Source organism: Rahnella sp. BIGb0603 (assembly GCF_024808755.1).
Lineage (GTDB): Bacteria > Pseudomonadota > Gammaproteobacteria > Enterobacterales > Enterobacteriaceae > Rahnella > Rahnella contaminans.
Window position 1 is genome coordinate 1 of record NZ_JANUEX010000012.1, and the last position, 23,515, is coordinate 23,515.

Annotated in this window: 21 protein-coding genes; 3 read left to right on the forward strand and 18 right to left on the reverse strand. The window is 52.8% G+C overall.

The features are described from left to right. Positions 1–417: 417 nt before the first annotated feature. Genes hemG through pepQ form a run of 4 tightly spaced genes read right to left on the reverse strand, consistent with a single transcriptional unit; the run spans position 418 to position 4,409 of the window. Positions 418–957, reverse strand: a complete 540-nt coding sequence (gene hemG / locus M2403_RS23235; protein WP_152324837.1) for a menaquinone-dependent protoporphyrinogen IX dehydrogenase — start codon at positions 955–957, stop codon at positions 418–420. 20 nt (positions 958–977) lie between these two features. Beyond that, a complete protein-coding gene (trkH, locus tag M2403_RS23240; RefSeq protein ID WP_101079360.1) occupies positions 978–2,429 on the reverse strand; it encodes a Trk system potassium transporter TrkH in 1,452 nt (483 codons plus the stop codon). A gap of 37 nt (positions 2,430–2,466) precedes the next feature. Continuing rightward, positions 2,467–3,078 (reverse strand): IMPACT family protein, encoded by a 612-nt coding sequence (locus tag M2403_RS23245; RefSeq protein ID WP_259231112.1) that lies wholly within the window; start codon positions 3,076–3,078, stop codon positions 2,467–2,469. After that, the gene (gene pepQ / locus M2403_RS23250; RefSeq protein WP_165061805.1) at positions 3,078–4,409 is read right to left on the reverse strand and encodes a Xaa-Pro dipeptidase; all 1,332 of its coding nucleotides are present in this window, start codon (positions 4,407–4,409) and stop codon (positions 3,078–3,080) included. Before pepQ ends, M2403_RS23245 begins: the two co-directional genes overlap by 1 nt. Positions 4,410–4,598: 189 nt before the next feature. Between pepQ and fadB the strand changes: the two genes are divergently transcribed. After that, positions 4,599–6,791, forward strand: coding sequence for a fatty acid oxidation complex subunit alpha FadB (fadB, locus tag M2403_RS23255; protein ID WP_259231113.1), 2,193 nt, complete (start codon positions 4,599–4,601; stop codon positions 6,789–6,791). A gap of 11 nt (positions 6,792–6,802) precedes the next feature. Continuing rightward, positions 6,803–7,966, forward strand: a complete 1,164-nt coding sequence (fadA, locus tag M2403_RS23260; protein ID WP_259231114.1) for an acetyl-CoA C-acyltransferase FadA — start codon at positions 6,803–6,805, stop codon at positions 7,964–7,966. 125 nt (positions 7,967–8,091) lie between these two features. Here fadA and fre read toward each other — a convergent pair whose 3' ends face one another. From fre to pepE, 3 genes are all read right to left on the reverse strand, one after another. After that, a complete protein-coding gene (fre, locus tag M2403_RS23265; RefSeq protein WP_165061809.1) occupies positions 8,092–8,793 on the reverse strand; it encodes an NAD(P)H-flavin reductase in 702 nt (233 codons plus the stop codon). Between the two features lie 48 nt (positions 8,794–8,841). Beyond that, complete coding sequence (ubiD, locus tag M2403_RS23270) at positions 8,842–10,332, reverse strand: 4-hydroxy-3-polyprenylbenzoate decarboxylase (RefSeq protein ID WP_152324831.1); 1,491 nt, start codon at positions 10,330–10,332, stop codon at positions 8,842–8,844. Positions 10,333–10,496: 164 nt separating this feature from the next. Continuing rightward, complete coding sequence (gene pepE, locus M2403_RS23275; RefSeq protein ID WP_259231115.1) at positions 10,497–11,222, reverse strand: dipeptidase PepE; 726 nt, start codon at positions 11,220–11,222, stop codon at positions 10,497–10,499. A gap of 173 nt (positions 11,223–11,395) precedes the next feature. Between pepE and rfaH the strand changes: the two genes are divergently transcribed. After that, the gene (rfaH, locus tag M2403_RS23280; RefSeq protein ID WP_193333097.1) at positions 11,396–11,884 is read left to right on the forward strand and encodes a transcription/translation regulatory transformer protein RfaH; all 489 of its coding nucleotides are present in this window, start codon (positions 11,396–11,398) and stop codon (positions 11,882–11,884) included. Between the two features lie 83 nt (positions 11,885–11,967). Here the strand turns inward: rfaH and tatD are convergent, their stop codons facing one another. The 11 genes from tatD to katE all read right to left on the reverse strand — a co-directional run bounded on the left by tatD (position 11,968) and on the right by katE (position 23,491). Beyond that, entirely contained in the window at positions 11,968–12,756 is a 789-nt protein-coding gene (gene tatD / locus M2403_RS23285; protein WP_259231116.1) for a 3'-5' ssDNA/RNA exonuclease TatD, read from the reverse strand. 57 nt (positions 12,757–12,813) lie between these two features. Next, entirely contained in the window at positions 12,814–13,581 is a 768-nt protein-coding gene (tatC, locus tag M2403_RS23290) for a Sec-independent protein translocase subunit TatC (RefSeq protein ID WP_259231117.1), read from the reverse strand. A 2-nt stretch (positions 13,582–13,583) separates the two neighbouring features. After that, positions 13,584–14,261 (reverse strand): Sec-independent protein translocase protein TatB, encoded by a 678-nt coding sequence (gene tatB / locus M2403_RS23295; RefSeq protein WP_259231118.1) that lies wholly within the window; start codon positions 14,259–14,261, stop codon positions 13,584–13,586. Between the two features lie 3 nt (positions 14,262–14,264). Further along, positions 14,265–14,531, reverse strand: a complete 267-nt coding sequence (gene tatA, locus M2403_RS23300) for a Sec-independent protein translocase subunit TatA (RefSeq protein WP_101079372.1) — start codon at positions 14,529–14,531, stop codon at positions 14,265–14,267. Between the two features lie 73 nt (positions 14,532–14,604). Beyond that, the gene (gene ubiB, locus M2403_RS23305; protein ID WP_152324824.1) at positions 14,605–16,236 is read right to left on the reverse strand and encodes a ubiquinone biosynthesis regulatory protein kinase UbiB; all 1,632 of its coding nucleotides are present in this window, start codon (positions 16,234–16,236) and stop codon (positions 14,605–14,607) included. Then, positions 16,233–16,841 carry an SCP2 domain-containing protein gene (locus tag M2403_RS23310; protein WP_165061961.1) on the reverse strand — a complete coding sequence of 203 codons (609 nt, stop codon included), beginning with the start codon at positions 16,839–16,841 and terminating at the stop codon, positions 16,233–16,235. Before M2403_RS23310 ends, ubiB begins: the two co-directional genes overlap by 4 nt. A 13-nt stretch (positions 16,842–16,854) precedes the next feature. Further along, positions 16,855–17,610, reverse strand: coding sequence for a bifunctional demethylmenaquinone methyltransferase/2-methoxy-6-polyprenyl-1,4-benzoquinol methylase UbiE (ubiE, locus tag M2403_RS23315; protein ID WP_101079375.1), 756 nt, complete (start codon positions 17,608–17,610; stop codon positions 16,855–16,857). Between the two features lie 147 nt (positions 17,611–17,757). Further along, positions 17,758–19,278, reverse strand: a complete 1,521-nt coding sequence (gene rmuC / locus M2403_RS23320) for a DNA recombination protein RmuC (RefSeq protein ID WP_259231119.1) — start codon at positions 19,276–19,278, stop codon at positions 17,758–17,760. A gap of 157 nt (positions 19,279–19,435) precedes the next feature. Next, positions 19,436–19,963 (reverse strand): DedA family protein, encoded by a 528-nt coding sequence (locus tag M2403_RS23325; protein WP_152324822.1) that lies wholly within the window; start codon positions 19,961–19,963, stop codon positions 19,436–19,438. Positions 19,964–20,157: 194 nt separating this feature from the next. Continuing rightward, complete coding sequence (udp, locus tag M2403_RS23330; protein ID WP_101079380.1) at positions 20,158–20,919, reverse strand: uridine phosphorylase; 762 nt, start codon at positions 20,917–20,919, stop codon at positions 20,158–20,160. A gap of 289 nt (positions 20,920–21,208) precedes the next feature. After that, positions 21,209–23,491: a catalase HPII gene (gene katE, locus M2403_RS23335; RefSeq protein ID WP_165061824.1), complete on the reverse strand. Its 2,283-nt coding sequence runs from the start codon at positions 23,489–23,491 to the stop codon at positions 21,209–21,211. Positions 23,492–23,515 lie beyond the last annotated feature (24 nt).

Below are 23,515 nucleotides of genomic sequence, written 5' to 3' on the forward strand. Positions count from 1 at the left end.
AAACACGTTAAGCGGTGCTCAAAGTTTACTTTCGTAATAATTCAACTAAATGAATTACTGCTTGGTCACTCTAAGACTTGATATTTTTTGCCACCAAGGTGGCTGATATCGTCTTGTGAGTGCCCACACAGATTGTCTGATAAATTGTTAAAGAGCGTACGTTGCGAGAATTAACTCAGCAACGTGGGAGGCAGATAATACTCTTTCTCCCTGAAGAGTCAACCATTTTCTTTTACAAGATGCGGCGTTTTCACCGGGTTGATTCTCCCTGACTGGGCGACTTGGTTCTCGTTAGAGGAGTCGTTGTTCCCGGTCAGTGGAGGCGCATTATAGGGAGTTCTCAGAAGGCCGCAACCCTTAATTTCAAAAAACTTTCCGAATGCTTTCTTTTTGTCCTAAACGTCTATTAAGCCCGCATTAGTGCGATTTTTTAAACGATATCTGCCCAAAATCTTTAGCGAATTTAGCCACCTGTTGCCAGTCAGTGTATTCAACTTCTTTACTCGTATCCGTTTCGCCGCCTGTCATTCGCATAATCAGTTTGATCATCACCTTATCGAACCAGCGATAACGCGGATAACGTAATGCTCCGGCGAAGACACCGCAGATTGCCGGTTCCCACGGTGACGTCAGCAGGAACTTTCGCACATAGGCATTCGTCTGCGGCGTTCTCTTCTCCGGCTTACGGGCTGTCAGGTTCACGCCGAAAAATGCAGAAGGCATTTGATTCAGCGTTTTCGAATGCGTCTTAACGAACTTATCCAGCACAGCATTAAAATGACCGTAGCGAATGGACGCGCCGATCATGACCTGGTCGTAATGCTTTAAATCAACGTGGCCCGCGTGAGCCAGATCGACAACATCACAGTTGCACTTCTCTTTCAGCTCATTTGCTATAAAGGAAGCGATGGCATGAGTCTGGCCGTCACGGCTTGAGTAGAGGATCAACGCTTTCATTCTTATTCCCTTTCAAAAACTCATTCGCGCCAGAATGTCGGCGTGAACAGCACTAATAATGTGAAGACCTCAAGGCGGCCAAAGAGCATCGTGACAATCAGGATCCATTTCGCCACGGAATTCATTGATGCGAAGTTATCTGCCACGACGCCCAGCCCCGGCCCCAGGTTATTGAGCGTGGCCGTGACTGCGGCAAAAGCAGAGAAGTTATCCACGCCCGTCGCCACTATTGCCAGCATGCTGACAATAAATACCAGCGCGTAAGCCGAGAAGAAACCCCATACTGCTTCAATAATACGTTCCGGTAATGCGCGGTTACCCAGCTTGATGGTGTAAACCGCATTCGGGTGAACCAGTCTTTTCAGTTCCCGCGTGCCTTGTAAATAGAGCAGCAGGATACGGATAACCTTCAGACCGCCGCCGGTCGAACCCGCACAGCCACCAATAAACGCAGAACACAATAATAGAAGAGGCAGGAACAGCGGCCACTTGGAAATGCTGTCGGTGGTATACCCTGCCGTCGTTGCCATCGACACCACCTGGAAGAATGCCTGATTCAGCGTTTCCAGTCCTGAGCCGTAGGTATTATGGATCCACAAAATAAACGTACAGATCACTACCAGCGTAAATTGCACGCCGATGAACATCCGGAATTCCGGGTCACGCCAGTAGACTTTCAGGTTGCGTCCGCTCAGCACAGCAAAGTGGAGGCCATAGTTACAACCGGAGATAAGCAGGAAAACGGCGACAATCGTATTAATGGTGCCACTGTGGAAATAACCGATACTGGCGTCGTGCGTCGAGAAACCACCGATAGCAATGGTTGAAAAGCTATGTCCGATGGCATCGAAAACCGACATCCCCGCGCCCCAGAGTGACAGCGCACAGGCAATCGTCAACAGCACATAGATAAGCCACAGCGTTTTGGCCGTCTCAGCAATTCGCGGGCGCATTTTGTTATCTTTCAACGGCCCCGGCATTTCGGCGCGATACAACTGCATCCCCCCGACGCCCAGTATCGGCAGAATCGCCACCGCCAGCACAATGATCCCCATGCCGCCAAACCATTGCAGCATCTGCCGGTAGAAAAGGATCGCTTTCGGCAGGGAATCCAGTCCGACCAGCGTGGTCGCGCCCGTCGTTGTCAGACCTGAAAAGGATTCGAAGAACGCATCCGTCAGGGAAAGATTGGGTCGCTCGGAGAACAGAAACGGCAATGCCCCGACGCTGCCCAGCACCGTCCAGAAGAGCACGACAATCAGGAAACCTTCGCGCGGCTTCAGCTCGCTTTTTTGCTTACGGTTGGGCAGCCAGAGGAATAACCCAATGGCCAGAGCAACAAAGAAGGTCTGGCTGAACGCACGACCCGCGCCATCGCGGTAAATTAAAGCGACCAGGCCGGGAATAATCATCGTTCCGGAGAAAAGGATGACGAGCACCCCGACGATGCGTGTTATGGCACGAAAATGCATGCTGGTGCGTTCCTCAGCGAATTAACCATAGAAAAATTTAAGAAACCGGACGCAAGATGAGCGCGCCACGGCTGATATCGAAAAGCTGACTGATTGCGGCCTGCGCCTGTGCGGCAGGCAAAGCCAGAACGAGATCGACCGAAGCCCCGTATTCACTGCGTAAAATATGCCCGCCAACCTGCGAGAGCAGCGTTTCCACCAGCTGTAACTGGCTGTAATCACACTGCACCGCGTACTCCGCCAGAGGGACTTTTTGCTGCACCACCAGCAGCTTTAATGCTTGCTGGACGCCGCCACCGTAGGCTTTCACCAGCCCGCCGGTGCCCAGCATAATGCCGCCGTAATAACGCACAACGACGGCGGTTATTTCTCCCACCCCGCTTCCCATCAGCTGGCTGAGGATAGGTTTGCCCGCTGTGCCTGCAGGTTCACCATCATCGGAAAAGCCCAGTTGCTGAGAATCATCCGGCGCGCCAGCCACAAATGCCCAGCAGTGATGACGCGCTGCCGGATGTTGATTTCTGACGTTCTGAACAAAAACTTTCGCCGCCTCAACGCCTTCCGTTCTTGCCAGCAAGGTGATGAAACGGCTCTTCTTTATTTCTTCGCTGTAACTGACCGGTTCAGCGGGGACGGAATACGGCTGCATCAGGCCAGCTTCAGATCACGGGTCATGTTCTCGATACGATTGTCATGAATGACAATATTGTCTTCGATACGGATCCCGCCAAATGGCTTCATTGCATTAATACGATCCCAGGCAAAGTGCTTACTGAATTGCCCTTCGCGCCACGGCATAAGCAGCGAATCAATGAAATAGAGGCCCGGTTCGATGGTCAGAACCATTCGTGGTTCAATCACACGCGTACAACGCAGATAGGGATATTGCGAAGGCGCGGCCAGATGCGTGCCCTGATCATCTTGCATAAAACCGGCAACATCATGAACCTGCAACCCCAGCGGATGCCCAAGACCATGCGGCAGGAAAGGCCCGGTCAGGTTCTGTTCAACCATCGAGTCTTCGCTGATATCGACCACCAGCTTGTGCGCTTTCAGCAGTTTGGCGATGCGATGGTGCATCTGAACATGATAGTCGGTATAGCGCACACCGGATTTAATCGAATCAATTAACGCCAGTTGTTCGGTGTTCAGATCTTTAACCAATGCGCCAAAATCGCTGTCAGGTTTTCCAGCATAGGTACGCGTCAGGTCAGCGGCATAACCGTTATATTCTGCGCCCGCATCAAGCAGGAAACTGCGCATTTCGGCCGGAGGCTGGTTATCAAGCGTGGTGTAATGCAGCACGGAAGCGTGTTCATTGAGCGCCACGATGTTGTCGTAAGGCACATCAGTGTCGCGGTGACCGGTCGCGGTGAGATACGCGAGATTGATATCAAACTCACTCATCCCCGACAGAAACGCTTCTTTCGCAGCACGGTGACCGCTTACGGCGACTTTCTGCGCTTCACGCATACAGGCCAGCTCGTAATCAGTTTTGTAGGCGCGATGATAATGCAGGTAATCCAGCACCGTTTTCGGGTTCACGTTCGACGCCGGAACGCCCATGCTGATGGCGCGATCCTGGCTGGAGCCGATATAGCCCACGCGCTTCAGATCCACCGGCAACTGGCCTTTAATATCGTCCGCATTTGCCAGTGGCGTCAGCGAAATTTCTTTGGTCCAGAAACTCTCAGGCAATGGCTCATGGCTGTGCCAGTAATCCACCGGCGAATAGAACCACAGCTTCGGCGCATTAACGCCATCCACCCACAGCCAGCAGTTCGGCACTTTAGTGACCGGCACCCAAGCTTTGAATTGCGGGTTAACTTTGAAGGGATAACTGTGATCATCAAGGAAGGTCGTTATCAGTTCACCGGAGTGAATGAGTAACGCATCAAGCTGAGAACGTTGCAGAATTTCACGGGCACGCGCCTGCAGCGTGGCGATATGTTCTTTATAAAGCGTAGTAAGCGATTCCATCCAACTGTCCTTTTTTCACCGGAAAGACGATGCAGCATCTTACCACAGCCTCACCGTGACCATAGTCCTGGAAGGTTTGTGATCTTGCCTGCAAATAAAACACATCTCATTTGCAAATTATTAACATAAAAACCACACTCGAAAGCATCTGGTCATACCAGATCATCCCAGATGATTCAGGAGAGACACATGCTCTACCAAGGCGAAACATTACATCTGCACTGGCTCGATGGCGGTATTGCTGAGCTGGTGTTTGACGCTCCGGGCTCGGTGAACAAGCTCGATACCCAAACGGTCGCCAGCCTCGGCGAAGCCATTGCGGTACTGGAAAAACAGTCCGAGCTGAAAGGCTTGCTGCTCAGTTCAGCGAAATCCGCTTTCATTGTGGGTGCGGATATCACCGAGTTTTTATCTCTGTTTAACGCACCGGCGGAAAAACTGCACGAGTGGCTGAATTTCGCCAACAGCATTTTCAACCGCCTGGAAGATTTACCGGTTCCGACGCTTTCTGCCATCAGCGGGTATGCGCTGGGCGGAGGCTGCGAATGCGTACTGGCCACCGATTTCCGTATCATTACGGCTGACGCGCGCATCGGTTTGCCGGAAACCAGCTTAGGCATTATGCCGGGCTTTGGCGGCTCGGTGCGCCTTCCGCGCCTGATTGGTACAGACAGCGCGCTGGAAATTATCGCCGCAGGCAAAAATATCAGCGGCAAAGATGCCCTGAAAATCGGGCTGGTGGATGCGGTCGTTGATGCAGAAAAACTGCGCGATGCCGGTATCAGCGTGCTGCAACAGGCCATCGCGGGGAAACTGGAATGGCACAGCCGCCGCGAACCGAAACTTCAGCCTCTGAAACTCAGCAAGGTTGAAGCGGCGATGAGCTTCAGCGTGGCGAAAAGCATGGTCATGCAAAATGCCGGGAAGCATTACCCGGCACCGATGACCGCGGTGAAAACGATCGAAGCTGCTGCGCGCCTTGGCCGTGAAGAAGCACTTAAGCTGGAAACCGCCAGTTTTGTTCCTCTCGCGCAATCTAAAGAAGCACGCGCACTGGTCAGCATTTTCCTTAACGATCAGTTCGTAAAAGGCAAAGCCAAAAAACTGGCGCAGGACAGCGAAAAACCGGCGCAGGCTGCCGTTCTCGGCGCGGGGATTATGGGCGGCGGTATCGCTTATCAGTCTGCGCTGAAAGGCGTGCCTGTCGTGATGAAAGACATCAGCGAACAGTCCCTAACGCTCGGCATGAATGAAGCGGCTAAACTGCTGAATAAACAGCTGGAACGCGGCAAGCTGGACGGCATGAAGATGGCAAAAGTGCTGTCGACCATTCATCCGACACTGGATTACAGCGGCATCGAACGCGCCAAAGTGGTGGTCGAAGCGGTCGTGGAAAATCCAAAAGTGAAAGCGGCGGTACTGGCTGAAGCAGAATCCCTGCTCGGTGCCGATACCGTTCTGGCCTCGAATACCTCAACCATTCCTATCGATCAGCTGGCGTCCTCGCTGAAACGTCCGGAAAACTTCTGCGGTATGCACTTCTTCAATCCGGTTCACCGTATGCCGCTGGTTGAAATCGTACGTGGCGAGAAAACCTCGGACAAAACAATTTCGCGCATCGTCTCTTACGCGCTGGCGATGGGCAAAACACCGATCGTGGTCAACGACTGCCCGGGATTCTTTGTTAACCGCGTGCTGTTCCCGTATTTATCGGGCTTCAGCCTGCTGCTGCGCGACGGTGCCGATTTCCGCCAGATCGACAAAGTGATGGAAAAACAGTTCGGCTGGCCGATGGGCCCGGCTTATTTGCTGGATGTCGTGGGCATCGATACCGCGCACCACGCGCAGGCCGTTATGGCCGCCGGTTTCCCGCAGCGTATGGCACGCAATTACCGTGACGCCGTGGACGTCTTATTTGACAACCGCCGCTTTGGTCAGAAAAACCAACTGGGCTTTTACCGTTACAGCCAGGACAGCAAAGGCAAGCCGCGTAAAGACGTCGACGATCAGGCGATCAGCCTGCTGGCCGATAACCTGAAACCTGCACATTCCGATTTCTCACCGCAGGACATCATTGCCCGCATGATGATACCGATGATTAACGAAGTCGTTCGATGCCTGGAAGAAGGCATTATCGCCAGCCCGGCAGAAGCCGATATGGCACTGGTTTACGGCCTCGGATTCCCTCCGTTCCACGGTGGCCCGTTCCGTTATCTCGATACCCTCGGCACCGCCGAATATCTGAAAATGACCGAACAGTACGCACATCTGGGGCCGATGTATCAGGCACCAGAAGGGTTACGCGCCAAAGCGCAAACCAATGAAAGTTACTATCCGGTTGCAGCTCCGCTGGAAAATCTCAGCACCGGCAATCAGGCATAAGGACCGAAATCATGGAAAACGTAGTCATTGTTGATGCAGTCCGCACGCCGATGGGTCGTTCGAAAGGCGGCGCATTCCGCCAGGTCAGGGCTGAAGACTTATCGGCACATCTGATGCGCGCCCTGCTGGTACGCAACCCGTCGGTCGATGCCAAATCGATTGATGATATTTACTGGGGCTGCGTACAGCAGACGCTGGAACAGGGCTTCAATATTGCCCGTAACGCCGCCCTGCTGGCAGAAATTCCACACAGCGTTCCTGCGACCACGGTCAACCGTCTGTGCGGTTCTTCCATGCAGGCTCTTCACGACGCGGCCCGCGCTATTATGGTCGGCGACGCACAAGTCAGTCTGATTGGCGGCGTAGAACATATGGGCCACGTGCCGATGAATCACGGCGTGGATTTCCATCCGGGCCTGAGCAAAACCGTGGCGAAAGCGGCGGGGATGATGGGGCTGACCGCAGAAATGCTGGCAAAAATGCATCAGATCAGCCGTGAAATGCAGGATGAATTTGCCGCACGTTCTCATCAGCGTGCACATGCCGCCACGGTCGCCGGTCATTTCGCCAATGAAATTGTTCCGACCGAAGGCCATAACGCCGAAGGGGTGCTGACCCGTTATGATTTCGACGAGGTCATCCGCCCGGAAACCACGGTCGCCACGCTGGCAGCCCTTCGTCCGGCATTCGATCCGGTGAACGGCACCGTCACGGCGGGGACTTCTTCTGCCCTGTCCGATGGTGCATCATCGATGCTGCTGATGAGCGAATCCCATGCCAAATCTTTAGGACTGAAAGCCCGCGCCCGCATCCGTGCAATGGCGGTGGTCGGCTGCGACCCGTCGATTATGGGTTACGGTCCGGTCCCTGCAACGCGTCTGGCGTTGAAACGCGCCGGTCTGAGCGTGCAGGACATCGGCCTGTTCGAACTCAACGAAGCCTTTGCCGCGCAGGCGTTGCCGTGCGTAAAAGACTTGGGGTTGCTCGAAACGATGGAAGAACGCGTCAACCTGAACGGCGGTGCTATTGCGCTCGGACATCCGCTCGGTTGCTCCGGTTCGCGTATTTCCACGACTTTGCTGAACCTGATGGAACGTCGCGATGTGCAGTTTGGCGTCGCCACCATGTGTATCGGTTTAGGTCAGGGTATCGCCACCGTCTTCGAACGCATCTGACGTAAGTCTGTAAAAAAGAAAAAGCGGGCTAAATGCCCGCTTTTTAAATCTTGTTCTTCCCGTTTTAGTTGCCGTTTTCCCGCCTGTCAGGGGCGGGCTTTTTCATCTCTATCTCTAAATCTCAATCAGATGAAAGAGAAGGCATCGCCAAACAGACGGTCTTCCTGCGCACCGCGCTCCGCAACAAAACGTTCACGGGCAATTTTTGCCATTTCAAAACGACCGGCGATATAAATATCGTGCTCAGACAGTGATGAGAAATCTTCCATCACCGCACTCAGCACCGTTCCGCTTCTACCCTGCCAGCCCTCTTCCGGCTGTTCAACCACCGGGATTACTTTCAGGTTAGGATGGTTAATGCTCATCGCTTCCAGCTCGCCGAGATCATACAGATGCTTCAGCTCACGCCCGCCCCAGTAAATGGAGATATCACGGTGCGGTTGCTGCTCAAGTGCGGTAATAAGAATCGAACGGACGTAGGAGAATCCGGTCCCCCCGGCAATCAGCACCAGCGGACGCTCGCCATCTTCGCGCAACCATGCGTCGCCGTGGGGAATATCCACAGTAATCGCCTGTTCTTTCAGAATGCGATCCATCACTGCCATCGCGTACAAATTCAGCTCAGACGCGCCGATGTGCAGCTCAATGACGTTGTTTTCAGCAGGCGTCGAGGCCAGAGAGAACGGACGCTTATCACGCTCGTCCATTACCACCATCAGATACTGGCCCGCGCGGAAAGTAAAAGGCGCTTCCGGAACCAGCCGGACACGGTAAACCGTATCCGTTATCGCCTCAACCGAGGTCACTTTACAGCTCAATATTGTCATGCGTTCCCTCTGTGGGTCATCAAAGCAAAGCGTAGGACAAAGATTCGATTATTTTTTCGCATCGTCTTTATCATTAAGAATAGCGAGTTCTTCCCAGATGGCGTCGATACGCGCGGTGACTTCCGGATCTTTCACAATCGGACGCCCCCATTCACGCTGCGTTTCACCCGGCCATTTGTTGGTCGCATCCATCCCCATTTTTGAGCCAAGTCCCGAAACCGGAGAGGCAAAATCGAGATAATCGATGGGCGTATTTTCCACCAGTACGGTATCGCGCGCAGGATCCATCCGGGTAGTGATCGCCCAAATCACGTCATTCCAGTCGCGGGCATTCACGTCGTCATCACACACAATCACAAACTTGGTGTACATGAACTGACGCAGGAAGGACCAGACTCCCATCATGACGCGTTTCGCATGACCGGCGTACTGCTTCTTCATGGTAACGACCGCCAGACGGTAGGAGCAACCCTCCGGTGGCAGATAAAAATCAACAATTTCCGGGAATTGTTTCTTCAAAATCGGCACAAACACTTCATTGAGTGCGACGCCCAGCACCGCAGGTTCATCCGGCGGACGGCCTGTGTAGGTGGAGTGATAAATGGCGTCTTTACGCTGCGTCATGTGCGTAATCGTGAAAACAGGGAAACTGTCTACTTCATTATAGTAGCCGGTATGGTCGCCATAAGGGCCTTCGGGCGCCATTTCACCCGGTTCGATATACCCTTCCAGCACGATTTCGGCGCTGGCCGGGACTTCGAGATCGTTGGAAATGCACTTCACAACTTCGGTTTTATTGCCGCGCAGCAAACCTGCGAAAGCATATTCAGACAGCGTGTCCGGCACCGGCGTCACCGCGCCAAGAATGGTGGCCGGATCCGCGCCGAGCGCGACACTCACCGGGAAGCGTTTTCCCGGATTCTGCTGGCACCATTCCTGATAATCCAGCGCGCCACCGCGATGCGATAACCAGCGCATAATCACTTTGTTTTTGCCCAGAACCTGCTGGCGATAAATGCCGAGATTCTGGCGCGGTTTGTTCGGGCCACGGGTTACGGTCAGGCCCCAGGTGATGAGTGGCGCCGCATCTTCCGGCCAACACTGCATCACCGGGATCTTCGTGATATCAACCGCGTCGCCTTCCCAAATCTGCTGCTGACAAGGTGCGGAATGCAGCACTTTGGTCGGCATATTCAGCACCTGTTTAAACTTGGGTGCCTTATCGTATAAATCGCGGAAACCCCGCGGAGGCTCAGGCTCTTTCAGAAACGCCAGCAATTCACCCACTTCACGCAGCGCGCTGACGTCTTCTTTCCCCATACCCATCGCCACACGCTGCGGCGTGCCGAACAAATTGCACAGCACGGGCATGTCATAACCTTTCGGATTTTCAAACAGCAACGCCGGACCACCTGCCCGCAAAGTGCGATCGGCAATTTCGGTCATTTCCAGATAAGGGTCAACAGACTGGCTGATGCGTTTCAGTTGGCCTCTCTTTTCAAGTAACGAGAGGAAGTCACGTAAATCACGGTATTTCATGCTGATTCTGAGTCGCCGGGTTGAAGGAGGGCATTATAGAGCCTCTCCGGTGTTGTTGCTGTCTTTTTGTTATCAGCAGGTAAACACTGATAACGAAAAAGCAGTATAACCGCCAGACTTAAACGCTGCAGGTCTGGCGATGCGGATGTGACTGAGCAACAGCGTTACTGACAGTTAAAAGGCACCAGCGGCTGTATGGCCTGAGTATCCTGATATTCCTGCGTTTCCTGCCCGTGGCGGAATACTTTGAAACCCTGCCCTTTCGCGCTGAAATAGCTCAGAGTATTGCCGGAAATCTGCAACAGGCTGCCTTCACGCAATGCCAGCACGGACTCCGACGGATTAACCGCACAGAATTCGGCAATACGCTCATCGCGCGTTTCCCCCATATGACCGCTTAAATGCGCGTCGATATAGTGCGGGTTAATCTGTACCGGGAAGAGACCCAGAGAAGGCAGAACCACAGAGTTGCGAACCGGCATATCATTGGTGGTGCGAATGCTGGGCGTGGCTACGTTACACCCCGCGCTCCAGCCGATGTAAGGCACATTGCGTTCACGCACTGCACGCTGGATCGGCACAATCAGGCCATTTTCATGCAGCAGCTGGTTGAGCATCCAGGTATTGCCGCCGCTGATCAAAATACATTCTGCGCTGGCAATGGCCTGGGCAGGGCTGGCGTCGTGATGAATGCTGTCTACATTAATACCCAGCGCTTCCGAAAGCTCTTTCGCACGGGCGTCATAATCACTGCGGATCAGGGCGTAAGGAATCAAAACAGCAGAACGGATGTTTTTCGCCTGCAACATTGCCTGAATACGCTCTTTTGCATAACCCAGTAACTCGGATTCACCTGAGAGTTTACCGTTACTCAGCAAGAACAACTCCATGAGACTTCTCCTGATTAATTTAGGACGAATAGAGGGGATAAGACCGCGCTTTTCTTCGATAATAAAAGATAACGGGCCGACAATCAGCAAGCGTCTGCACTGACTTGCACTGTCTGTATCTCATGAGCGGCTTTTGGTATGCTGCCCCGCTCAACGTTTTAATGTGGGAAACTATGGAATCCTGGTACTTACTCTATTGCAAACGTGGTCAGCTGCTTCGCGCGAAAGAACATCTGGAGCGCCAGGAAGTTAACTGCCTGACACCGATGATCACATTGGAAAAAATGGTGCGCGGACGCCGTACGGCCGTCAGCGAACCTATGTTTCCGAATTATATGTTCATCGAGTTCGACCCTGAGCGGATCCATACCACGACGATCAACGCGACGCGTGGCGTCAGTCACTTCATCCGATTCGGTGCAAAACTGGCGACGGTTCAGCCGGACGTTATCAAACAGCTGATGGAACCGCCTTCGGTTGAATACCGCGACCCCGAGACGCCGTATGAAGGCGACCATGTCGTGATTACTGACGGGATTTTCACCGGTATCGAAGCCATATATACCGAACCCGATGGCGAAGCGCGTTCACTGCTGATGCTGAACCTGATAAACCAGCCGGTCCGTCAGAGCATCGAAAATACGCATTTTCAGAAAATCTGATTTGCGTTCTTTGACGTCCTGATAAAAAAGCACCGGTAGCCGGTGCTTTTTTATTTCAGGGGCATTATTTCAACGCATCAATTTCAACGTACGGGCAGCGAAAAAAGCTTACGCGCATTTTCATCCGTAATATCTGCCAGCCATTGCGGGTCTTCATCCCGCCACATCGCCACCTGATTCACAATATGCGGCAGGAAAGCCGGTTCGTTACGGCGATTCTTCGGCTTATTTTCCATATCACGCGGCAAGAGATAAGGTGCATCAGTTTCCAGCATCAGCCGGTCAGCAGGGATCAGCGGCAGCATTTCGCGCAGTTCCAGCCCGCGACGTTCATCGCACACCCAGCCGGTAATACCAATCGATAACCCGAGAGCCAGATAAAGTTCCAGCTCTTCGCGCGTACCGGTAAAACAGTGGACTACGCCGCCCGGCAAATCAGGTAGCCAGGGTTTGATCAACGCGGCAAACCGCTCTCCGGCATCACGGCAGTGCAAAAATACCGGCAACTGCAACTCTTTCGCCAGCGACAGTTGCGCGGTAAACGCCGCTTCCTGACTGTCTGCCGGAGAAAAGTTACGGTTGAAATCCAGCCCGCATTCGCCGATCGCGACAACCTGTGGCAATGCAGCCAGCTCACGAATACTGCGTTCAATGTCTTCGGTCCAGTCACTCGCCTGATGCGGATGCACGCCCGCCGTCGACCAACAGAAATCCGGATATTCCATCGCCATCTTCTGCGCTTCAACGCTTTCCTGCGCGGACGTTCCGGTGATCAACATACCGCTCAGACCGGCCGATTTGGCTCTTTCAACGACCTGCGGACGATCTTTATCAAACTGATTACTGGTGAGGTTAATACCGATTTCAAACATGAAGAGTCCCAAAACAGAAACCGCCCAACAGGGCGGTTTTTTTCATCAAAGAATGTATTACGCAGGGTGATCCGGATCAGCTTCGCTATCGACATCAGCACGACGACGGCCACCTACATAGAACCGGGCAAAGAACACGCCGATCTCAAACAGCAGGTACATCGGAATGGCCAGCAGCGTCTGAGAGAAAACGTCCGGCGGCGTTAACAACATACCGACGACGAAAGCGCCGACTAACACATAAGGGCGCTTTTTCTTCAGATCTTCCGGTGTGGTTACGCCACTCCAGCACAGCAACACGATCGCAATCGGTACTTCAAAGGACACGCCAAACGCCATAAACAGCGCCATCACGAAATCGAGATAGTTGTTGATGTCGGTGGCTATCTGAACGCCAGCGGGCGCGGTTTTGGCAAAGAACGCAAATGCCAGCGGGAAGACGACAAAGTACGCAAAAGCCACGCCAAGATAGAATAACGCAGAGCTTGAGAACAGCAGCGGCATCATCAGACGACGTTCATGTTTGTACAGCGCAGGCGCTACAAACGCCCAGACCTGGTACAAAATAAACGGTGCAGAAAGAAATACCGAGACAATCATCGTCAGCTTGATTGGCGTGAAGAACGGCGATGCTACGTCAGTCGCAATCATGCTCGCGCCCATCGGCATCTGTTTGATCAGCGGAGAAGCGACCAACTGGTAGATATCATTGGCAAAATAAACCAGTGCCAGGAACACCACGATAATGCAGATAATGGCATTCAGCAGACGCTTACGCAGCTCAATCAGATGGCTGATAAGTGGTTGAGTATCTTCAACAGCCATGTTTAACGCTCACCTGTTGTTTGAGTTGATGAAACCGGTTTAACCGGTACTACGGGTTCAGCAACAGGGGCTTCAGCGGCGACAGGTTTCATTACCGGCGCAGAGGCAACAGAAGGCTCGTCAGCGGTTGATTCCGTTACCGAAGGGTCCGCAGAAGCGGCCAGCGTTTCAGCATGTTCTGCTGCTGCATGCGCCGTCTTATTGGAGGCCAGCGCAGCATCAACGGCACTTTGCGGTGCGGCAACAGGCGCGGAGGCTACTTTCTCAGCCGTGGCCGGAGAAATACCTGCATCATGATGCGCTTCGGCTTCATCCAGAACCGGGTTGTGGATGGTGTTGCCTTCAGCTTTGGCGTTTTCGACAGCTTTCTCCGCAGGGTTCAGCCCTGAGTTGATCGACTGCTTCATAGACTCAGCCGCTTCTTTCAGCTCATCCATAGACGCTTTGATTTCTGGCGTTAAATTCTTCAGTCCAGCTTCTTCAGCTTTTTTCAAGCTGTCCTGCAATTCCTGAAGTTTCAGTTCTTGCGAAAGCTCACTCTGAACAGAAGCCGCCATGGTACGCAGTGTGCGGATCCAGCCTGCTACTGTTCTTACTGCTACAGGTAAACGCTCCGGCCCAAGGACTACCAGGCCAATCACCAATACCAGCAGCAGTTCACTAAATCCAATATCGAACACGGCTTATACCTGCTCTTTGTTTTGGCTCTTGGTTTCATCTGCCTTGGCTGCTGGTTTGCTTTCAACAGACTTAGCGATGAAATCAGCATCAGAAGCAGAAGTGTCAGCATCTTTGTTAGTTTTCTGACCTTCATCATCGCTCATGGCTTTTTTAAAGCCTTTGATGGAAGCACCCAGATCAGAACCCAGACCGCGCAGTTTCTTAGTACCGAACAGCAGTACCACGAGTACAACGAGAATCAGGATTTTTGTAATACTAATACCACCCATTATTTTCACCTCAAACAGGAAGGAACGACGTTCATTGCCGTTCGCAAACGGCATTCAATTTAACGCAAAGTATTCAGCTGGCGCGCTTCCATCCAATCAACCAGGAAATTGCACCCGCAATCATCAGGCATGCCGGATAAACCTTAACATCGCCCAACAGTAAAAGAGTTCCGCTCAACAGCAGCGTCGCACCAATCCCCAGAAGATAACGAGACTGCCCCTGACGGGAACTCTGGTTATGGATCTGGGAGGAAAGCTTCTCAATGTTGTATTGCAACAACTTATGCTGATGCAGGCTCTGGTAAACCAGATCCGGCAACTCAGGCATTTTCTCCAGCCAGAACGGCGCACGCTCTTTCAATGCACGGATCATTGCCGGCAACCCGACCTGATCGCGCACCCAACTTTCGAGGAAAGGTTTCGCTGTGGTCCACAAATCGAGTTGAGGATAAAGCTGACGTCCGAGACCTTCTACGTACAGCAACGTTTTTTGCAGCAATACGAGCTGAGGCTGAACTTCCATATTAAAACGGCGGGCCGTATTAAACAGATTCAGCAGCACGTTACCAAAAGAAATTTCTGCCAGCGGTTTCTCAAAAATCGGTTCGCAAACCGTACGGATAGCGAATTCGAACTCTTCGACGTTAGTATCGCGGGGAACCCAGCCGGAATCGACATGTAATTCAGCCACTTTACGATAATCACGGTTAAAGAAAGCGATGAAATTCTCCGCAAGATACCGTTTGTCTTCCTTGTTGAGCGAACCCACTATGCCGCAATCGATCCCTATGTAGCAAGGGTCTTCGGGCGTTTCATAGCTCACGAAAATATTGCCCGGATGCATATCGGCATGGAAGAAACTGTCGCGGAAAACCTGAGTGAAGAAAACCTGCACGCCGCGTTCGGCCAGCAGTTTCATATTGGTGCCCTGTTTCTTCAGCGCTTCAATATCAGAAACCGGGATACCGTAAATACGCTCCATCACCATCAGACGTTCGCTACAGTAATCCGGGTAAACCTCAGGCACATACAACATCGGGCTGCCTTCGAAATTACGGCGTAGCTGAATAGCATTCGCCGCTTCACGCAGTAAATTCAGTTCATCGAGCAGCGTTTTTTCATATTCGCGTACCACCTCACGGGGGCGCAAACGGCGACCATCGGGCAACAGAATCGGTAACCAGCCAGCCAGACGTGACATAAGACGGATATCCGCCACGATAGTCGGCAAAATATCCGGACGGATCACTTTCAGAACCACCGGCTTACCGTTTTCTTTCAAAATGGCAGTATGAACCTGAGCAATCGAGGCAGAAGCCAGCGGCGTCTGGTCGAACTCATCAAACCAGGTTTCCACCGGACCACCGAGCGCCACTTCAATTTGCTGACGCGCTTTTGCGCCATCAAAAGGCGGAACGTGGTCCTGAAGCAAAGCAAGCTGATCGGCAATCTGAGGAGGGAAAAGGTCACGGCGCGTTGACATCATCTGCCCGAACTTGATCCATACCGGCCCCAGTTCTTCCAGCGCCATACGCATACGCTCGCCCAACGGCTTTTCTTTATGACGATTAGGCAACCAGAAAAAAAGATAACGACCAATGCGCAGCGGCAGCGTTAAGCGGATTTTAGGGATGAGTTCGTCAAGGCCATAGATCAGAAACATGCGGATGATCAGATATAAACGTCGCATTTCCCTAGGCGTCACGGTTTACCCTCCAGTTTTTCGATACGTCTATCCAGCGCATCCAGTTCCCGCACCAGTGCAGAGACTTCATCGCTAAACCAGACCACTTCCAGCGAACCGGGTGCCATTTTCCACTCTTCGGTCAGGGTTTGCGCTAAATAGCTTTGCTGGTGCTTAAGGCCTTTTTGCAGAAAACGGAAACCGCCCTGAACCGCCTGACTTAATCCCTGAGAGGCAATATCACCGATATAAGGGGCCAGGAATTCTGCGGGCTCGAATTCAGCCATATCCAGCAATGCAGAAAACTGCTGAACCACGGAAATATCACCATCGACCACCAGTTCGCCACTGCGCATCATTGGCGACAACAGCTGGCGATCGCGTAATTTTTGCAGCGATGAAATCCGTGAAGTAACGGTGCAATCGGCCACACCTTCCCATTGTCCGAGCACATCGATTTTTTGCTCGCTGAAAACAAACGTCAGCGGTGCACTCAGTTCCTGTAGTTCAACACGTAAAACTTTGCCTGCCAGACGCGTGCGCGCCGCCTTCATGCTGCGATCTTTGAAAAGCAGAAAATTAAGCGGCGTCTCGATAGCGGCAGTCAGCAACGGCGTTAACAACATCGGCATACTCATATCAGAATTTGAAACCCCGATGCAGCGCAACAATGCCACCGGTCAGATTGTGATACGTCACATTCTCAAAACCTGCATCCGCCATCATGCCTTTCAGGGTTTCCTGATCAGGGTGCATACGGATGGATTCGGCCAGATAGCGATAACTTTCAGCGTCTTGTGCAACCAGTTCGCCAATGCGCGGCAAAATATGAAAAGAGTAGGTGTCGTAAGCTTTGCTCAGCGGTTTCAAAACCGGTTTGGAGAATTCCAGAACCAGCAGACGGCCACCCGGCTTGAGCACGCGGAACATCGAACGCAGCGCTTTTTCTTTTTCAGTCACATTACGCAGACCGAAAGAAATGGTGATGCAGTCGAAATAATTATCAGGGAAAGGCAGAGCTTCAGCGTTGGCCTGAACATAATTAACGTTGCCCACAATGCCGAGATTACGCAGCTTTTCGCGGCCCATCTTCAGCATGGAGTCGTTAATATCTGCCAGCACAACTTCGCCTTTTTCGCCCACCAGACGGGAGAACTTCGCGGTCAGATCGCCGGTGCCACCGGCCAGATCCAGCACACGCTGGCCCTGACGCACACCGCTGCAATCAATGGTGAAACGTTTCCAGATGCGATGAATGCCGAAAGACATCAGGTCATTCATCAAATCATATTTTGCCGCAACGGAATGGAAGACTTCCGCCACCATTTCCTGCTTCTCATCTTTGGCTACTGTACGAAAACCGAAATGGGTGGTTTCCTGCGTCTGCTTTTCCATTATTTATGCCTGCTTTTTCAGTCAAACTCTTGGGGAGAAGTGTACCAGAACCCGTTAGAAAGCCCCATCACCGATGGTGATTCAACATATTGCAAAGATTCACTTATTGAATCAGTCCGACCCAGTGGAAACCTTTGCCAGCTTTAATTATTCACGCGGGTTCAGCGCCTGTTCTTCTTCCGCATCAGAGATATCGGGCAGAGATGCGGTATCTTCTGGTTCATTTTCCGCTTTCGCTATCTCAGCCAGACAGGGGCTGATAGGCCGTTTAACTTCGACCCCCAGAGCACGGAAACTTTCAACCTGCCCGATAAGATTACCACGGCCTTGCGTGAGTTTATTCATCGCGGAGCGATAACTTCCCTGCGCTTTGTCGAGGCTTTGTCCCATCGACTCCATGTCATCCACGAACAACCGCAGCTTGTCATACAAACGGGCGGCGCGATCGGCAATGCGTTTGGCGTTCTGGCTCTGATGCTCATAGCGCCATAAATTACTGATTGTACGCAAAGCCACCAGCAGCGTTGTCGGGCTGACAAGCATAATATTGTGACGCAGTGCTTCGCTGATCAATTCTGGCTCCCGGTCGATAGCCAGTAAAAAAGCGGGTTCAACGGGGATAAACATCAGGACGTAATCAAGGCTGCGCAAACCGGGAAGCTGCTGATAATCCTTACGACCCAGCAAACGGATATGGCCGCGAACGGACGCGATATGCTCATTCAGCGCCGCTTCACGCTCGCTGTCATCTTCACTGTTGAAGTAACGCTCGTAGGCCACCAGCGTCATCTTCGCGTCGATCACCACGTCTTTATTCTGCGGCAGACGCACCACCACATCGGGCTGCATTCGGCTGTTCGTATCAACCTGAACGCTGACCTGCGTCTGATATTCGTAACCTTCGCGCAGGCCGGACGCTTCCAGCACGCGGCTGAGCACCACTTCGCCCCAGTTCCCCTGCGTTTTATTATCGCCTTTCAGCGCTTTGGTGAGGTTCACCGCTTCACGCGCCATCTCAACGTTCAGTTGTTGCAGGTTACGGATTTCGTGCGCCAGCGTGTGACGTTCACGGGCTTCCTGACCAAAACTGTCCTGCACCTGACGGCGGAAACCATCAAGCTGCTCGCGCAACGGCAGCAGAAGTTTATCCAGGCTTTGCTTGTTCTGTTCGTCGGCCCGGCGACCATTTTGTTCAAAAATACGGTTAGCCAGATTTTCAAACTGGCTGCTCAGGCGCTGTTCGCTGTTGATCAGCAGGCGCTGTTTGTCTTCTGCCGCCATGCGCGTTTCGTCCAGCCGCGTAGAAACCTCGCGCAGCTCGGCTTCCTGAGCGCTGTTAATTTCACGCTGGGCACGTAATTCCTGGTTCAGCTGCTCGCATTCATTTTGCCAGTGAGCCAGCAATTGCAATTTCTCCTGGCTGGCTGCCGCCGCGCTGTGCAATTTGCGCAGCTCAAGTTCCGCTTCACGCATTTGCTGCTGAACGGCTTGTCGCTCATTTTTGTGCGCGTCATTTTCCGCCTTCATTTGCTCCAGCGAATGCTCCAGCAACCGGCGCTGTGTTTCGTACTCCGCCTGCTGCCGCTGTTGCCGCAAACTGGCGACCAGCCAGCCGAATAACAGGCCGATTAGCCCTGCGCCCAGGGCGTACAAAATACTGATATCCACGCGCATTCCTTCTTAAAATCACTTGCGGTCACGGTAATAGCAGGCTGTATGGATGTCCAGTCTATTTTCAGGGGCATGACGCCTTTGCGAGACGTCTTCCAAAAAGGAATTTCTCCCGCCCGCGCCGCTTGAAGACTTCAGCGATGCAGCGCAGGATTCAGAACCAGCGGCTCAGCCATTGGATGCCAAAAGCGCCCGGCGCCAGAATGCCGAATGCCCAGATCAGTGCGGAGGTCACGTTGGCAATCTGGAAATATTTCTTTGGCATGCCACATATCCCCGCTACCAGCGGCACTACGGCGCGCAACGGACCAAAAAAGCGGCCGATAAACGCGCCCGGCATGCCCCATTTTTCAAAGAATGCATGCCCGCGGATCAGCATTTGCGGATGGCGGGAGAACGGCCAGAAGTTGCCCACTCTGTCCTGAAAATGGTTGCCGACCCAATAAGAAAGCCAGTCGCCGAAGAAAGCACCCGCCGCGGCAGCGGCCCAGATGGGCCAGAAAGGAATACCGGTTTCGCCAATCAGCGCTCCCAGCCCTAATAAGATAAACGTCGCAGGAAGCAACAAGGAAAGAAATGCCAGAGACTCACCAAAAGCCAGAAAGAAGACGATGGGCGCAGCCCACACCTGATGTGCGCGAATAAAGGTCGTTGTGTAATCCAGAATGTCGTGAACAGTCAAAAAGCAGTTCCTTTTGTCAGCGGTTTTGTGCCAGCGGCTTTTTATCAGCAGTTTTTTATCAGCAGATAAATAGCCGGATTGATAAATTATTCCAGACACTTTACTAACACGACCTTAACAGATCTGATTATCGGGACAAAAAAATGGGCCGCCAGAGGCAGCCCACAGATGTGATGTGTTTGTTTTAGTATTTTTTAGATCAGGCGACGAGCGGCTTCTACAACGATTTTCACCGCGTGGCTTTCGGTCTTTTTCATCGTTTCCGCGTCAGGAATTTCCTGCTGCGTGCGGTTTACGATAACACCGGCAACCATACCTGCGCGCAGGCCCTGGCTTGCACACATGGTCAACAGTGTGGCGGATTCCATCTCATAGTTCATCACGCCCATTTCCTGCCATTCTTTCATCGATTCTTTGAAGCGACGAACAACGCGGCCAGAGAAGGTGTCGTAACGTTCCTGACCCGGATAGAAGGTGTCAGAAGACGCGGTTACGCCGATGTGCGTTGCAGCGCCAACAGATTCTGCCGCCGCGACCAGCGCCGTGGTACAGGCGAAATCGGCGACAGCCGGGAATTCCATCGGTGCAAAGTGCAGGCTCGCGCCATCAAGACGAACAGCAGCCGTTGTGACCAGAACATCGCCCACATTGATGTGCGGCTGAATAGCGCCGGTCGTACCTACGCGCAGGAAAGTCCGGATGCCCAGCTGTGCCAGCTCTTCCACCGCGATGGACGTAGACGGGCCGCCGATACCGGTTGAACAAACGATCACAGATTTGCCGTCAAGCTCAGCACGCCATGAGGTAAATTCGCGATGAGAAGCCAGACGCACCGGGTTCTCCATCAGTTTGGCAATTTTCTCCACGCGTTCCGGGTCGCCGGGAACAATCGCCAGCGTGGCACCGTTTAAATCTTTTTTGGCCAGGCCAAGATGGAAAACTTCAGGCTGAGACATAACAAACTCCTCTGTATGTAAGGTCATTTATTGGCAGGAGGAACACCCGGCAACTGTACTGAACATTGTGACGTTATTTCGTGACGGCAGTCACTATGATGTAACAACAAGAATCACGCATACATTTAATTTGTGACATAAATCACAAATTAAATGTATTACGCCGAAATTTTAACCAGACTGATACTTTGCAGGATGAAGTATTTTCCCGAACGGAAAAATAAAAGCAGGCGTTGCCATATCACTGATGAATGACGCCGCCTGCCAGTGAGGCTGATAAAAATTCAAGTCAGGCCGGAACCGCTCCGGCTGCCGCACTACGCGACCAGACGCGATGTTTAGCCATTTCTTTCAGGAACTCTTTCAGCAATTTTCCTTCCGCCTTTTCGCCCTCGATAATCCCGTCCTCCGGTACGTCATCCGTCAGCCCAAGCAGCGGTTTAAAGCGACGGGCGTCTCCGCTCAGCCCGATAACTTTCAAATGTTTATAGGCTTCAAGCACATAATGACGGGAATCGCCGTTCATCAGCAAAGCATCAATGTGGCCGTGAGGCACAATAACAGCGTCCACGGTAATCGACGGCGAACCGGCAAACGTGGCGTCTACTGGCAATGCCGAACCATCATCGGCAATTACATTTCCCAAATGGCTGGCCAGAAGTTTGGGATGAACACCGGCAGCCTGTAACGCCTGCAAGGTTTCCAGCACATCAGCCGCGTTGACGCCTTCGCCCAGCAGCACGGCCACCTGACGCCCTTTTATCGTCCCTTTTCCGCTGGCGTACAAACTCAGTGATGGATCGGCTTCCAGACCATTAACCGGTTTCGGAGGCTTAACCTTTCTTGTCTGCGCGGAAAGTGTGATGCCCAGATTTTTCGCGACGATGGCCGCCAGAGTCTGGTCAACGTGCGCCAGCAAATCCACCACGCGTTCGCGAATATACGGCCGAACCACTTTGGACAACTCAAAGGAGAATGCTCCGGCGATATGATCCTGCTCCACTGGCGTCTGACTCAGCCAGAACAGGCGCGGATGCGCATAGTATTCTGCGAAGGATTCACTTCGCTGCCGAATTTTTTCAGCATCAATACGCTCAGGGTAACTTTCAAATCCGCCTCCGGACGCAGCCGGTGGCGTTTCTCGCGGCCAGTTATTGTTGATGGAATTCGGCTCGTAATTCGCCGGATTGGTATCTACATCCTGCCGGTGCATCCCGTCACGCTGGAAGTTATGGTACGGACAGGTTGGCCGGTTAATCGGGATTTCATGGAAATTCGGCCCGCCCAGACGGCTGATTTGCGTATCGGTGTAAGAGAACAAACGCCCCTGCAACAGCGGATCATTTGTAAAATCAATGCCGGGCACAACATGTCCCGGATGGAAAGCGACCTGCTCGGTTTCCGCGAAATAGTTGTCCGGATTACGGTTGAGCACCATTTTCCCGACAAGCTCCACCGGCACCAGTTTTTCAGGGATCAGCTTGGTAGGGTCGAGCAAATCGAAATCAAACTTGAATTCGTCTTCTTCCGGGATCAGCTGAACGCCCAGTTCATATTCGGGATAATCGCCGGCTTCGATGGCCTCCCACAAATCGCGCCGGTGGAAATCGGCATCTTTTCCCGCCAGTTTCTGTGCCTCGTCCCACAACAGAGAAGCCTTACCCGCCAGCGGTTTCCAGTGAAAACGGACAAACGTCGCTTTCCCTTTGGCATTCACAAAGCGGAAAGTGTGGATCCCGAAACCTTCCATCGTGCGGTAACTGCGCGGAATGCCCCGGTCAGACATCGCCCAAAAAACGTTATGCAGCGTTTCGGGCTGGAGGGAAACATAGTCCCAGAAGGAGTCATGCGCGCTGGCACCTTGCGGAATTTCGTTGTGCGGCTCGGGTTTTACGGCGTGGACAAAATCAGGAAATTTATGGGCATCCTGAATGAAGAAGACCGGCGTGTTATTACCGACCAGATCATAAATCCCTTCATCGGTATAAAACTTGGTGGCCCAGCCGCGAATATCACGAACCGTATCTGCAGACCCTTTCGAGCCCTGCACCGTCGAGAAACGCACAAAGACCGGCGTTATCTTTTTCGGGTCGGAGAGGAAACTGGCTTTCGTTAGCGCTTTCAGGCTGCGGTAAGGCTGGAAATAACCGTGCGCGGCGGCACCGCGCGCATGAACGATACGTTCAGGTATCCGCTCATGGTCAAAATGGGTAATTTTCTCGCGGAGGATGAAATCTTCCAGCAGCGTCGGCCCACGGCTGCCTGCTTTCAGCGAGTTCTGGTCATCAGCAATTTTGGTGCCCTGATTGGTTGTCAGCGGCTGCTTCTCGCCATTTTTTCGATGTCGCTCCAGCGCATCGAGTTTGGCGTTGGTGTTCTCCGGGCTTTTGGCACTGCCGGAGGCGGTCGGTTCTTTGCCGGGCGGCGTGGGTTGCGGTGAAGCCTGATAAGCGCTGTCGGATGGCGCGAGATTGCCCAGGCCCGGCTGAGAAGATTGACTGCCTGTGGCAGGGGCTCGGCTTACCGATTTTGACTCACTTTTCTTGGTCGTTTTAGACGGTGATTTCGACATTGAACATGACTCCTCATGAAAGAT